General features: G+C 71.6%; 11 protein-coding genes and 2 tRNA genes. 4 read left to right on the top strand and 9 right to left on the bottom strand.

Annotation, left to right across the window (positions count from 1 at the left end; genetic code table 11):
* Positions 1–57: 57 nt before the first annotated feature.
* Complete coding sequence (locus ACWCHM_RS29455; protein WP_454220635.1) at positions 58–294, top strand: cold shock domain-containing protein; 237 nt, start codon at positions 58–60, stop codon at positions 292–294.
* A gap of 338 nt (positions 295–632) precedes the next feature.
* Here ACWCHM_RS29455 and ACWCHM_RS29450 read toward each other — a convergent pair whose 3' ends face one another.
* From ACWCHM_RS29450 to ACWCHM_RS29425, 6 genes are all read right to left on the bottom strand, one after another.
* Complete coding sequence (locus ACWCHM_RS29450) at positions 633–1,493, bottom strand: hypothetical protein (protein ID WP_454220634.1); 861 nt, start codon at positions 1,491–1,493, stop codon at positions 633–635.
* Positions 1,490–2,497, bottom strand: a complete 1,008-nt coding sequence (locus ACWCHM_RS29445) for a hypothetical protein (protein ID WP_454220633.1) — start codon at positions 2,495–2,497, stop codon at positions 1,490–1,492. Before ACWCHM_RS29445 ends, ACWCHM_RS29450 begins: the two co-directional genes overlap by 4 nt.
* Positions 2,498–2,916: 419 nt before the next feature.
* Positions 2,917–3,471 carry a GNAT family N-acetyltransferase gene (locus ACWCHM_RS29440; protein ID WP_454220631.1) on the bottom strand — a complete coding sequence of 185 codons (555 nt, stop codon included), beginning with the start codon at positions 3,469–3,471 and terminating at the stop codon, positions 2,917–2,919.
* Entirely contained in the window at positions 3,468–4,907 is a 1,440-nt protein-coding gene (locus tag ACWCHM_RS29435) for a helix-turn-helix domain-containing protein (RefSeq protein WP_454220629.1), read from the bottom strand. The genes ACWCHM_RS29440 and ACWCHM_RS29435 overlap by 4 nt, the downstream gene beginning before the upstream one ends.
* 346 nt (positions 4,908–5,253) lie before the next feature.
* A tRNA-Arg gene (locus ACWCHM_RS29430) sits at positions 5,254–5,326 on the bottom strand.
* Between the two features lie 35 nt (positions 5,327–5,361).
* Positions 5,362–5,452 (bottom strand) — tRNA-Ser (locus ACWCHM_RS29425).
* Between the two features lie 898 nt (positions 5,453–6,350).
* Between ACWCHM_RS29425 and ACWCHM_RS29420 the strand changes: the two genes are divergently transcribed.
* Positions 6,351–7,112, top strand: coding sequence for a hypothetical protein (locus ACWCHM_RS29420; RefSeq protein ID WP_454220628.1), 762 nt, complete (start codon positions 6,351–6,353; stop codon positions 7,110–7,112).
* 58 nt (positions 7,113–7,170) lie between these two features.
* Here the strand turns inward: ACWCHM_RS29420 and ACWCHM_RS29415 are convergent, their stop codons facing one another.
* On the bottom strand, positions 7,171–7,944 hold the full coding sequence (locus tag ACWCHM_RS29415; protein ID WP_281901823.1) for a CPBP family intramembrane glutamic endopeptidase: 774 nt from the start codon (positions 7,942–7,944) through the stop codon (positions 7,171–7,173).
* 145 nt (positions 7,945–8,089) lie between these two features.
* On the opposite strand from ACWCHM_RS29415, the gene ACWCHM_RS29410 reads away from it, so the two are divergent.
* The gene (locus ACWCHM_RS29410) at positions 8,090–9,208 is read left to right on the top strand and encodes a globin domain-containing protein (protein WP_454220626.1); all 1,119 of its coding nucleotides are present in this window, start codon (positions 8,090–8,092) and stop codon (positions 9,206–9,208) included.
* Between the two features lie 97 nt (positions 9,209–9,305).
* Here ACWCHM_RS29410 and ACWCHM_RS29405 read toward each other — a convergent pair whose 3' ends face one another.
* Complete coding sequence (locus ACWCHM_RS29405; RefSeq protein ID WP_281901819.1) at positions 9,306–10,805, bottom strand: peptide deformylase; 1,500 nt, start codon at positions 10,803–10,805, stop codon at positions 9,306–9,308.
* Between the two features lie 300 nt (positions 10,806–11,105).
* On the opposite strand from ACWCHM_RS29405, the gene ACWCHM_RS29400 reads away from it, so the two are divergent.
* Positions 11,106–11,885, top strand: coding sequence for a hypothetical protein (locus tag ACWCHM_RS29400; RefSeq protein WP_204958908.1), 780 nt, complete (start codon positions 11,106–11,108; stop codon positions 11,883–11,885).
* 7 nt (positions 11,886–11,892) lie between these two features.
* On the opposite strand, the gene ACWCHM_RS29395 is transcribed toward ACWCHM_RS29400, so the two are convergent.
* A complete protein-coding gene (locus ACWCHM_RS29395; RefSeq protein WP_454223208.1) occupies positions 11,893–13,590 on the bottom strand; it encodes a hypothetical protein in 1,698 nt (565 codons plus the stop codon).
* Positions 13,591–13,615: the final 25 nt, after the last annotated feature.

Here is a 13,615-nt window from a genome sequence, read left to right as displayed (position 1 = left end):
TGGGCGTAACCCCCGATCCCCTGCCAGGCCCTCGCCGAGGGCGATACCTTGAGGCATATGAGCGACCAGGGCCTACAGGACACCGGAGTGGTGAAGACCTGGCACCTCGACGAAGGTTGGGGGAGTGTCGTTCTCGACCACGTCGACCTGACCGTATGGGTGCACTTCTCGCACATTGTCGCCGGACCGAACGAGTACCGCAGCCTCGAAGCGGGCCAGCGGGTGCGATGCCGCTACGAGGTTCCGGGCCAGGACGGCTACCCCGCCCGGGCGGTCGACGTCACCATCCTGTAGCACGGCCCTCAGGTGCCCGCGCAGCAACATGAGCGAACGCCGATGCCGCAGACGCCGGGCCTCGCTGCATCGAACGCGCCTCGATTCTTGCCCAGAGGTCGTTCAGTGCTGTGCAGGGTCTCGGAGCACAGCGAGGGCGCTCGCGAACGAGGCGGTCAGGCTGTCCAGGACCGCCTTCCCCTTACTCGCGGTGGCAAGGGATGGTGCGCCGATGACCCCGGTGTCGGTGTAGCCACGCATCCCGACAACGAGGAGGTCCGGACGCTCGTCGCGGTGACCGGCAGCCCACACGCCCACTCGGGCTACCCATGCCCGGCCCGAGGCGGCCCGGACCTGGTTCAGCGTTGCCTGATCGCACACTCCTCCGGTGGCGGAGGCATGGGATACCGCAGTTCGGCGCAGTACCGCAGCGAGCGGACGGGCGCCAGCCGCCATTCGTACCGGGCCGCCTTGTAGCCCACGGCGGTGGTGCGCCCACAGCACCGGAAGGGAGCGGAGCCGTTGCGTAGCAGGTGTTCCCTAACCGCCCCATCGATCTCTATCCGCACTTTGAGTTGGTAGTCGACCACTCCGTGTGGGAACGTCTCGCCGGTGTCGTACGAGGTCTTGAGTGGGACCGACAGTTCGATCGTCTGTCCGGCTGTGAGGACGTGAGGCCGGTCGAGGGCCTCGTCCTCGTTGCGTCGCGTGGCGGTGGGGGCCGGGGTATCGTCGCGGCAGGCCAACTCCGCGAACGGGCCGTCCTGCTCGGTGAGTTGCACCTTGGCGATAGGCACCACCGTCGCCGATACCCCGCTCACGTCGACGTTGCGCCGCGCGTGCATCGACAGGGTGTGAATGGGCTCGAAGCCTGTAGGAATGCCGCCGTTCTGCACGGCCCACTCCGCGAATCGGCGACAGTCTCTGATCTGCGGCGGCGGTCCCACCGCGGCCCGATCCCGGGAGATCAGGAAGGTCAATTCGGTGCCGTGCCTGGTGCCGGTGATCCGGGCGGACAGGTCGATGTCCGGGCCGGAGTCGACCGCGCCGGAGGGGATGACCGGGTGGGAGGGGACGACCGGACTCGATGGCAGGGGTGGCTCCGCTTCGCGTTCTCCGCTGTCCCGGGTCCCGAGCAGCCGGACCCCGCCGAAGGCCAACAACGCGGGCAGGATGAGGATGACGACGAGCAGGGCGGTCTGCCGGCAGCCGGTGCTCAAAATTTCCCGTCGGGTGGTCCGGCGCCGTCCGGAGTCCAGCCGTTGACGATGTGCACGTAGTACCGATCCTGATAGCGGGAGGCCAAGCCACTGCTGCGGAACGGCCGGCCATGGTCGTCGACCACTTGGACGCGTTTTTCGCCGTTCAGGTCGAGATCCAGTTCGATTATCCATTCGCAGTACGACCGGTCGGTATACGCCTGAACATCGATGGTCAGCGGTTCACCCGGCGCGAGGGTCAGCGCGCGGCGGTCCACGTAGGCCACTCCGAGCGTTTGGTCTTTTTCACTGATGACACGGGCGATGCTGTCCTGCTCGTCCAGGTTGAACCCGATCTCCAGTGGTGGTCCGTCGCCCTGGCTTCCCCGGTAGAGAAAGGTGCCAGACATCGGCGCGGAGCGCTTGAGCACTCGAGCGCGGATCTGCTTGACGAACACTGGACCGGTCCACTGGCCGACTGCGGAGATCCGGATCCGGGTGAGCAGTCGGGAGCGTCCACCCGCGTCACTCGGCCTCCCGGAGACGACCTCCGGGAAATCTTCCGGACCCTCGCGTTCGGGTGACCGCGGCACGGTGAGGAGTTCCTGCCGCTGGTCGATGGTCAGCGGCGCGGGCAGGACCCAGGCCGCCGGCTCGCTGGAGCGGCTGTAGTAGTAGGCGTTGACCGAGATCGGCGGCTTCCGCTGAGCGTCGGTCCGTTTGGCCTGCTCGACCGCGCGGTCGTCACGTACGGCCTGCTCTGAGGAGGTGATCCGGTTGGCGACTGCGCCGATTACCGTTCCGATGACCGCGCTGGCCGCCGCCCCACCTGCCGCCAGCAGCAGCTTCCGGCGTGTGGACCGGTCAGCCGCAGCATCCGGCTGACCGTCCGACGGCGGCTGCGGCGCGGCCGGCTGCTCCGTCTGCTGCCGCGCGGCCGGTGACTCCGTCTGGGGAACCGTCGGCTGATGCGGTACCGCCTGCTGCGGCTGCTGTGGCTCCGCCGGCCTGCGCTGGCCCTTCACCCGTTTGGGTCTGCGTGGTGGCACGCCTCTCCCCTCCACACGGCGACCGGACCGACACGTTACGCCATTGTGGACCGAGCCCGCGCGGCGGCGCGCCCGTCAGCGGGGCACACTGCCGAACGCGCTGGAGAGGAAGGCGCGGGAGCCGGCGATAGCATCCTCGATGATCTGGGCGTTGACGGGCTGCTGGAGACAGCTGTCGCTGTTAACAGAATCCCGCAGAGCACCTTGCTGTCGTCCAGGGGCTTCCGCCCGGGGTAGCGGTACCGGCGAGGCTGGCGGGGTGGCAGCAACGGTTCGACCTCGGCCCACAGGTCGTCCGAGACGATCCACGGCGGCTGCGCACCCCTCCTCACGTTCAGACAGAACGATCAACTAAGAAAATGGACCGTTCGTCATAATGTGGGAGCAGTGAAGCGTCAGGGTGCTTCGGACTTGAGGGGGCGGACGAGTGCGTTGAGGTGGGGGGCGTCCGTGGCGGGTTGTACGTCGCCGAGTTGCTGCCAGCCCCATCGGTGGTAGATCTGTCGGGCTGGGGCGGTGGGCTCGGCTAGAAGGATGGCGTAGCGTTCCGGCCGTTGGTCCAAGAGGTTGTCGAGTAGGGTGCGGCCGAGTCCATGGCCGCGCCAATCGGGGTGGACGACGAGTTCGATGACGGCGAACTTGGTCCCAGCGACTACCTCGGCGGGGGGTTGCGGTGTGCTGGTGCCACCCCACCACTTGCCCTCGCCGAACGGCAGACCGAAGGCGAAGCCCACCAGGACATGGCCCGTGTGGGCGGTGACGAGGGTGAATCCTGGCGTCTGCTTCTGGCGATCGGTGCGTTGCTGGAACCGGTCCCGGGTGAACAGGGGGCTGCCGTTGTAGGGCGGTTCGGCGTACACCGTCTCGTAGAGGTCGCTCATCTCGGCGATGAACCGGTCGACGTCAGCACCCTCCCAGCGGTGTAGCCGGATGCCGTCGTGTCCGGTCACCGGGGCACCGGTCCGCAGGCGGTGATCAGCTCGCGGAGGTCCGTGACCGCCGGTCGACGCTGTTCGCTGTGGGGTACCGCGTCCAGCGCCGCGCGTGCGAGGTGGACAACGAGGGTGGTTCGCCGGGATTCGGGTAGGGCAGTGATGGCCTGTCGTGCGTGGTTGGCGCCGTCGTCGAGGTGGCCGTCTCGGATCAGGCACATCGCGGAATGCAGGTGCACCTGCGCGCGGGCGGCTGGCGCCCAATCGGGTGTCGACGACAGCGCCTGTTCCTGCGCCCGCTGCGCGTCTAGGGAACGACCGAGGTGGCTGTGGACGTAGCTGGCGGTGTGCCACAGCCGCCGCTGCGGCCAGTGATAGATGTTCCCGGTGTCGGCGGTCACTTTGTCAGGCAGCTTGTCGAACACGTCGGTGAGCAGATCGATATAGCCTTGGGCGCCCGCTGCGTCACCGGCCAGGGCGCTGGCCTGGGCGCAAGCGCCGAGTGCTTCGGCCGTGCCCGGGTAAGCACGCCCACCGCTGATCGCCACCGCCTCACCGGCCCGATCCATCGCCGCCCGCGTCGAGCGGTGCTGGTACAGGGCGTGGACGGCGTCCTGGCTACGCACCCACACCCGCACAGCCGGGTCACCAGAGGCGTCGGCGGCCGCCCGGCTGGTACGCCACCACCTGCGCGCGGTCTGGAACTGACCCGTCTTGACCAGAGACATCGCCATGATCGCCGCCAGTCGCGCGCCCGCCCGCGACAGGTCCGCGCGGCGGCTATCCCGGCTTGCTTCGATCGTCTGCTGAAGATCCGCCAGGTCGGCGGCCAGATGGAGCATCAGCGACACCGGCGTCATGCTGTAGTAGCCGCGCCCGTACTCCTCGGCGACCTCTTCCCATTCCGCGACGTCGACATCAGCCGGCTCCTGCCCCGGCGCTTGTGACGCTAGCCCGGCGCGGATCGAATCCAGAGCCGGCCCCGCCACCCCTGCGGACAGAGCGATCAACGCGTGCTGCAGCACGATCCGACGTCGCATGTCGCCCTCCGTCCGCTCACCGCCCGTCGGCCCGCGAAGCTCCGCCAGCAGCGCCTCTCCATGATCCCGGAACCCCCGGGGTGAAGCCGTCTCGGCGAGAGTCGCAGGATCGAGCACCCCTGCCCATCGGGCCTGGCGGGCCGCCTCGGCCTTGTCCCGCCGGAACTGGACCTCAAGGGACCGGTAGTCGTCGTAACCGGAGATCAACTCACCGCCGGCCGCGAGCAGCGACTCACACTGCGCCCAGAAAACCCGGTCGACTACCTGACGACCGCACTCCACGTTCGCCACCGTGCTCCGCGTGCTGTGCACCCGCCGCGCCACATCATCCTGCGTCAACCCACGCGCCCGACGCCACCGCGCCAACGCACCACCCAGCGACCGTTTCACATCCCTGAGCTGCTGCGGATCCACGAGGAAAACCCCTCCAGCGACATCGAAGCATCGGCCACCACTGCCATAACCAACGGCAAACCGACACTAACTCACCGCAATACCACCGGACACCCCAGCCAAACAGACAGAGCACGCCGCGAAACCCCGCTATCCAGGAAGCCCGCAACCCACCACCCGCACAAGCGGACCGACCCGATCAACCATGATCAAACGCCTCCGGACCGGAGGGAACACCGCCGGACCGGGCCGGACGTGAGGGATGCTCGTCGCACGAGCACCCACCGAGCACCCAACCGACCACAAGGGACAGAAAAGCAAAGGGGCCTGACCGCCATTTCGGCAGGTCAGACCCCTCATGATCTTGTGCGCCCGAAGGGACTCGAACCCCTAACCTTCTGATCCGTAGTCAGATGCTCTATCCATTGAGCTACGGGCGCCCGGTGCTCGACCAGTCTACACAACCGGTTTTGCGCGGAGACTCCGGGATTCGAACCCGGGAGGGGCTTTAAGACCCCAACCGCATTAGCAGTGCGGCGCCATAGACCAGACTAGGCGAAGTCTCCTCGGTGACCCTGCGGACCACCGCGGACGAGGATACAGGCCCGCCCCCACCCGGGGCAAAGCGACTATCCCCACGGGCGGCAACCCCTGGTGGGGGCCGCGCCGGGGGCACCGCCAGCCCGCCCGGCGTGGAGTATTCCCGCGTGTGCGAGGTCACGTTCGCGGCTACGCTCCTTTTCCATGCAGGAGCAGCCGCCGAGCGACCCGCCCCGCCGCCCCGCCAGCGACCGGGCGCGTCGCCGCTCGCCGGAGGCCACCTTCACACCGCCACCCGCGCCGCCCCGGCAGCAGCAGCCCTCCGCCGAAGACTCGACGACCCGACCGAAACGCACCCGACCGACGAAGGCGGCACCGGCCGTGCTGTTCCAACCGCCTGCTGCCGAGTCGCCCGTACCACCACCGGCGGCTCCCGCCCGACCGCGCCGTGCGGCAGCGGAACCGACCGGCGCGGCGGACGACCCGCCGACGGCACCGACGCCGCCCCTCGCGGACGATGCAGCGGCACCCGACGCCGCCACCGCGACACCCGACGCCGCCGGCGCACCGGCACGCCCCACGACACCGGCCGTGCGACGCACCGCCCGCACCCGCACGGGCGGCGCGGCCGCCGGCAGCGCCATCGAAGCACCCCGGGGGCAACTGCCAGCGGATGAGGCCGCCGGCCCCGCCACCGCGAGCACACCCCCGGAACCAGCCACACCGGCAGAGCCGGGCGCAGAAGCGACAGAACCGGGCACACCGCCACGGAAACGGGCCGCGCGGAAGGCGACGCCGGCGGAGGCCACCCCGGCCACCACCGGCCGGCCCGCACCCCGCACGAGGGCGACCCCACCGAAGAAGGCGGCACCGCAACCCGCTTCCGAACCGACCACGGAACCCACCCCGCCCGCGAGGCGACGGGTGACCGCCCGGCAGCGTCCGCCCGCCGGGCCGGACCCCGTCGGCACCCCGACCACCGCCACCGGCGCCTCCGCCGTGCCGGCGACGGCGACGGCGACGGCGGACCCTGGCGGCGCGGCGACGGGGCGTCTGGAACTGGCGGTGATCCGGTCCCGGCTGCTGGCCCATCCGGGGTTCGCGCCGGAGTTGCTGGCCCTGGCGACAGTCGAGGGGATCGGACCGCAGGCCCGGGAGTGGGTGCGCGGGCTGCGCGCGGCGTACCCGGATGCCGACCCGGACGGGCTGGCCCGGCTGGCCACCCGGCGGTTCGTCAGGTGGGCCGGGGTGGGTGGGGCGACGGCGGCGGTGGCCGGGCTGTTCGCGCCGCTGGCCGAACTGGCGGCGGTGCTCTGGACGCAGTCGGCGCTGGTGCTGCACGTGGCGGCGGCGTACGGCCGGGACCCGGCCGACCCGGAGCGGGCGGTGGAGTTGCTGGTGCTGACCCGGGTGCACCCGGACGCGGACAGTGCCCGTGCCGCACTGGACGCGGCGCGGGCGGCGGACGGGCCCGGCGACGGGCCATGGCCGCGTGCGGCGGAGGCCGCGTGGCGGTTGGCGGCGCCGTTGGCCGCGCAGGCCGGCGGCTGGGCCGCGCTCCGGCTGGCGGCCCGGCTGCTGCCGGGGGCGGCGGTGCTGGCGACGGCGGCGGGTGACGCGGCGGCGACCGACCTGCTGGCCGCCCGCGCGGTGGCGAGCTACCGGCCCGCCCGGAGCGGCGGCTAGGCCGCCCGCCGAGCGGCGGCGAGCAGCAACGCAGCGGCGAGCAGCAACGCAGCGGCGGTCAGAGCCAGTCGAACCAGTCCTTCGGCAGTAGCGAGTAGCCGACGAAGGCGACCACGTCGAGCAGGGTGTGCGCCACGATCAGCGGCATCACCCGCCGGGTGCGCAGGTAGAACAGGCTGAACACCACGCCCATCACGGCGTTGCCGACGAACGCGCCGAAGCCCTGGTAGAGGTGGTAGGAGCCGCGCAGCAGCGCGCTGGTCGCGATGACCGCGCCGAGCCGCCACTGGAGTTGGCGCAGCCGGGTGACCAGGTAGCCGACCACGATCACCTCTTCCAGCACGGCGTTCTGCACGGCGGCGAGGACCAGCACCGGCACCGCCCACCACAACGGGGGCAGGCCGGCAGGGACCAGGGTGGCGTTGACGCCGAGCTGCGCCGCCGCCCAGAACAGGGCCAGGCCGGGCAGGCCGATCAGCGCGGCGAGCCCGGCGCCCCGGGCCAGGTCGGACCCGGGCCGTCGCAGGTCCACCCCGAGGGTCCGCGCCGGGTCGCCGGGGTCGCGCGCCAGCAGGTGTACGGCGAGCAGCACCGGCAGCAGCGCGAAGACGATGCCGAGCAGCTGGTACGTCAGGTCGAGCCAGGGGCGGGCGGACTGTGAGGTGTTGAGCGAGGCGGTCTGCTTCGACAGCGGCCCGTCGGCGGTCAGTTTCGCGGTCAGCGACACCACGGCGTAGACGGCCGACTGCCCGAGTGACAGCCCGAGGACCAGCAGGGTCTCGGTGCCGAGGACCCGCCTGGACGCCGGGCGGGTGTGCTGCTCAACGGTCACCGCACCACTCTGCCCGACGGGGTGGCCCGATCGCACCGGCCGGTGGGCCCAGATGAGCCGATCGCACATTCTGTGCGACCGGTGTATACGCTCCGTGGACATTCTATCGGGGCCCGATCCGCCGTCAGGAGGAGGACCGCCCCCCGTGGACAACTTCGCTCGGCTGCTGAAGGAGAGTTGGACCCTGGTCGAGGAGGACCGGGACCGGCTGAGCGGTCGCTTCTACGCCCGACTGTTCCTGCTCGATCCGGAGCTGCGCCGGCTGTTCCCGGCGGAGATGACCGGTCAGGGCGACCGGATCCTGGACGCGATCGTCACCGCCAGCCAGGTGATGGACGACCCGGAGAGCTTCGACGAGTACCTGCGCTCGTTGGGTCGGGACCACCGTAAGTACCACGTCGACGCCGCGCACTACGCGACGATGGGGGTGGCGCTGCTCGACGCGCTGCGTACCACCGCCGGTGACGGCTGGAACCTGGAGTACGACCAGGCGTGGCGGGACGCGTACGCGGCGATCACGGCGACGATGCTGGCCGGGGCGGAGTCGGACGAGAACCCGCCGTACTGGCACGCGGAGGTGCTCACCCACGAGCGGTACGGCAGCGACACCGCCGTGCTGACCGTCCGCGCCCTGCAGCACCCGCTGGTCTGGAAGGCCGGCCAGTACGTCAGCGTCGAGGTGCCCCGGCACCTGCCCCGGGTGTGGCGGACGTACTCGGTGGCGAACGCACCGAACGACGACAACGTGTTGGAGTTCCACGTCCGTACGCCGGTCGGCGCGGGCTGGGTCTCGGGGGCGTTGGTGCGCCGCACCAAGCCGGGTGACCTGCTGCGGGTGGCCGCCCCGATGGGGTCGATGACGGTGGACCGGGATTCCGGGCGGGACATCCTCTGCGTGGCCGGCGGGGTGGGCCTGGCGCCGGTGAAGGCGATGGTGGAGGAGTTGGCGGGCTGGAACCGGGCCCGCTGGGTGCACGTCTTCTACGGTGCCCGGCACGCCGACGAGTTGTACGGCCTGGCCGGTCTGGACGAGCTGGTCGCCGCGCACCCGTGGCTGTCGGTGACCCCGTCGTGCAGTGACGACCCGGACTTCGACGGTGAGCAGGGGGACGTCCCTGACGTGGTGGCCCGGTACGGCCCGTGGACGTCGCACGACTGTTACGTCTCCGGTTCCGCCGCGATGGTCCGGGCGACGTTGCGGGCGCTCGCCGAGGACGACGTCCCGCCGCAGCACATCCGGTACGACACGTTCGGCAACCTGTAGAGCTTTACTCCCCCCGCACCGGGGCGCGTGCCCCCGCCCCCTGGGGCACGCGCCCCGGTCCCCTCCGTGCCCGCCCGGACCGCGTCCGGGGCAGGGTTCAGACGTTGCTCTCGCGGTACTCCTCGACCGGGACCAGCGGCATGCCGGGGGCCATCCGGTCGGTCCAGGAGCGGCCGTCGAGGTGGTCGATCTCGTGGGCGACCAACCGGGCCATCCCGTACGCGAACGAGGTGATCATCCGGCTGCCGTCCGCGCGGGCGTGTTCGACGTCGATGCGTAGCGGGCGGGGCACCAGGCCACGGTGGTCGGCGGCGGCGAGGCAGCCTTCGTACTGTTCGACGGTTTCCGGGCTCTCGCCGACCACCCGGGGGTTGACCAGGACGACCGGTGGGGCGGACCGGTCGGCGGGGCGGACCACGGCGACCGCGACGTCCAGGCCGAGCTGCGGTGCGGCGAGGCCGGTGCCGGCGCTGAGCGGGTGCACCTCCTCGGCCCGGGTCAGCACGTCGGTGAGCCGGTCGGCCACCTCGCGGGCGGCGGCGGCCTCCCGGGGCAGGTGCAGCGGGCGGGCGGGTCGGCCGGGCGGGGTGGCGTCGGGGGGCAGCACGCCGAGGGCGCGCATCCGGTCGGCCGGGCGGGCCGGCACGGGGGGCGACTCGACGGCTTCCTGCCGGAACCGCCACTGGAGGCGGAACCGGGTGTTGAGCGGCGGGTCGTCGGTGGACCAGTCGAAGACGATCCGGTCGCCCCGGTCGTGGCGGCGGACCGGGGTGCGCAGCGGTCCCTCGTCGGCGGAGAGCGAGGTCTCCACCCCCCACACCCGGGGGTCGAGGGCCGCCGGGAGGTCCAGCCGTACGGCCAGGTGCCGGGTGGGCAGGCGGACGGCCCGCTGGAACCAGGGGCCCCACTTGACCCGGCCGACCCGGTAGGCGTACTCGACCTCGGCACGTTCGCCGGGGTGCAGCGGGAACCGCCCGTCGGCGTTCTCGAACAGCAGCCAGATCTCCTTGTACGCGTCCCGGTCGTGACGGACCCGCCAGTGCATCGGTTCGCGGGCGCCGTCGTCGTGGTGGACGGCCCGGAAGCGCAGCTCGGCGAAGGTGAGCGGGTGTTCGCGGTGGTGCCGGTTGGAGCGTCCGGGGTCGTCGGGCCACCTGTCGACGGCGACCCGGACGAGATACCGGGTGACCGGTTCGGTGCCGGCGTTGTGCAGCCGACGGCGGATCACGCACCGGTAGGTGCCGTCGACCAGGGTGAGGGTGGCGGTCTCCCGTTCGACGACGAGCCCGGTGCCCGGGGGGAGCCAGCGGCCGGGGGGTGCGGGTTCGCGGGGGCCGGGGGTGGCCCGGGTCTGGCGGAGCTGGTCGTACTCGCGGAACCGCTGCCAGATGACGCCGCCGGCGTCGAGGACGGCTTCGGCGCGGCGGGCGAAGTCCTCGGTGGGCCGGTGTCGTCGCCCCTCGACGTGACTCACGTACGACGGGTCGAAGCCCATCATCGTGGCGAGCTGTTTCTTGGTCAGCCCTCGCCCCGTCCGGTGCCGGGCGAGTTCCGCCGCGAACGAATCGGCGGCCCGCTCCAGGGGAGAGGTCGTCATCAGCTTCCTCACGCAGCGCAGCCGGGATGACAAGTCTTCACGTTCTTCCCGTCGCCCTGTAGCGAACTGGCACGTTGCCGACATATGCCTTGACATCGCCCGCGTTTTCCCCGCGTTCGGCCGGGTAGTAGCCGAACCGGGCCGATCCGCACCGACGGGACGGACATGGTGATCCCGGCCTCCCGATCCGCCTCCGCAGAGTCTTCCCTCGAAGCCCCGAGCATGGTTAGGCTAGCCTTATTAACCGCCACCACCCGTGGCGGGCCGAGCGGGACGGGAGGGGTACGGATGACGGCGGTGTTGCCCGGCCAGGATCTCGCCGGCCGACTCGCCCCGGTCACCGCCACCCTGCGCGCCATGTTCGGCACCGACGTGCTGCCCGGCCTCGCGCCCGGCCTGGTGGTCACCGACGAGATCGGCTGGAGCCCGGCCACCACACTCGTCGACGGCACCCGGATGCCCGAGTTCCTGCGCGCCGCCGCCCGCCGCTGGGGTGGCACCCCGCACGCCTGCGCCGCGCTGGCCTGGAAGTCCTACAGCTACTGGACGGCGCTGCCGGTGGTGCTCGGCTGGGCCTCGGCCCGCCGGGTGCCGCTGCTCGACCCGGCCGACGTGCTGATCCACTTCGAGGACCACCGGCAACTGCTCACCATGGGCCTGCACCGCTCGACGACCGTCGCGGTGCTGCCCGGTGACCCGCTCGCCCTCACCGGCCAGCCCGGCGTCCGGGTCGCCGCCGACGAGGCCGAACTGCTCGGCCTCCTGCGCGCCTCGCTGCTCGACGCCCACCTCGCCCCGATGGTCACCGCGATCCAGGCGGAGGTACGGGTGGGTGCGCGTACCCTGCTCGGCTCGGTGGCCTCGGGGATCGCGCACGGCATCCTGCGCGCGAGCGACGCCCTGCCCGGCCCGTCGGTGACCACCATCGACACCCTGCTCGGCACCCTCGGCCTGGCCGACCTGGTCGAGCTGGTGCCCGGCCGGGGCGGTGAGCCGACCGTGCAGCGGCGCACCTGCTGCCTGGCGTTCACCCTGCCCAGCCCGAAGGTCTGCCAGGGCTGCTGCGTCCGCACGGCCTGACCCGGGCTCACCCGGTGAGCGGCCGGACGTCCCACCGCCACACCCCGCCGGTCCGGACGGGGGTGATGCCGGTCAGCGCGGTCATCGCCCGGCGCAACGCGTCGGCGTGCCGGTGCGGGCCGAGGATCACCACGCCGGCCCGCCAGTAGCGCAGGTCGGTCACGGCGGACCGCCGGTCGGCGGCGGTGATCGGCCCGACGGTGCCGGTCCGCGCGATTTCGGCGAAGAAGTTGCTGGTCCGCCGGTAGGGGGCGGTGAACAGGGCGACGTCCGGTTCGGGCGACCACGGCCGGGTGTCGGGGGCCAGGAAGTAGCCCCGGGCCAGCGGCATCTCCAGCCCGGTCCGGGCCGACCAGCGCAACGGATCGGCGTAGGTGTTGTCGGGCAGCGGCAGGGTCACCACGCTGCGCCCTCCCGCCACGTACGGCCGCCACCCGCCGCCGGTGACGAACTGCGGCACCGGGTCGAGCCGGGTCGCCGGCAGCGGGGTCGGCAGCAGCGGCAGCAGGGCCATCAGCAGGACGGTCGTCGTGGCGAAGCGGATCTGTTGCCGGGCCCCCTGGTGCCGGCGGGCGAGATCCCGGGCCCGCTGGGCACCGAGGGCCAGCAGCACCCCGACGATCGGGGTGATCGCCAGCGACCAGCGGGTGGGCACCACGGAGTGCAGCAGCGGCAGGTCCTCCAGCAGCGCCCAGGGGGCGGGTACGCCGGTGTCGCGCCCGTTGAGCTGCACCTCCCGACCCAACGACAGGACGGCGAAGAGCAGACCGAGGACGGCCAGGCCGACCACCAAGGCGCTGCGCCGCAACCACCAGACCAGGGCGACGGTCAGGACGGCCAGCGGCCAGCCGAAGAAGGCGTTCTCCTCGGTGGGGTTGCGGGCCAGCGGGTCGGCGGACCGGGCGTCCCCGGCCAGCGACTCCCGCGACCAGCCGACGAACGCGCCGAGGTCGGTGCGGTACCCCCGGATCAGCCGGGACAGGCCGTGGTAGGAACCCGGCCCGAAGAGCTGCACGTACAGCGGGTAGGCGAGCAGCACGACGGACAGCAGCGCGGCCACGCCGAGCCCGGCGAGGAACGGGCGGATCGCCGCGCGCAGCGGCGGCCGGCCGATGGCGAGGGCACCGACCACCACGGCCAGGCCGATCGCGGTCATCAGCAGGATCTCCAGGTTGAGGAAGGCCTGCCAGACGATCAGCAGGCCGAGCAGGAGTCCGTTGCGCAGCCACCGGCCCGGCTCGGCCAGCCGCAGGGTGCGCCAGATGATGAGCGGCACCACGAACTGGGAGACGATGTTCGGGTGGGCGTTGGCGTGCGACACCATCGCCGGGGCGTACGCGCAGAAGGCCGCGCCGAGCCACGCCGGCCCCCGGGAGCGGGTGACCACCCGGGACAGGAAGAAGTACCAGGCGGTGCCGGTGGCCGCCATTCCCAGGGTGAGAAAAACAAGAAATGACCAGTGCGGCCCGAACAGGACAGTGACCGGGGTCATCGGGATTGAGACGGATAATACCGAGGTATTCGCCATCAGGTTGACGCCGTCGGGCACGTTCATCCGGTCCGAGGCGAACGGATAGCTCCATTCCGTGACCACCCGCGCGCCGTGCGCCATCATCCACTCGAACTGCGCCTGGTCCGACCGGTTGTCGCGTACCCCGGCCGCCGGGTCACGCCAGAGCCTGGCGGTCACCCAGAACGCCAGCATCAGGTAGCTGACCACGGCCAACGCG

Source organism: Micromonospora sp. SCSIO 07396 (genome assembly GCF_053667945.1).
Note: the sequence above shows the minus strand (reverse complement) of the source record. Positions and strands in the feature narration are given on the sequence as shown.

Bases quoted from the DNA above. Each gene is read 5' to 3' on its own strand.
- ACWCHM_RS29455 (WP_454220635.1), top strand. From the start codon at position 58: ATGAGCGACCAGGGCCTACAGGACACCGGAGTGGTGAAGACCTGGCAC.
- ACWCHM_RS29405 (WP_281901819.1), bottom strand. From the start codon at position 10,805: ATGACGACCTCTCCCCTGGAGCGGGCCGCCGATTCGTTCGCGGCGGAA.
- ACWCHM_RS29395 (WP_454223208.1), bottom strand. From the start codon at position 13,590: ATGCTGGCGTTCTGGGTGACCGCCAGGCTCTGGCGTGACCCGGCGGCC.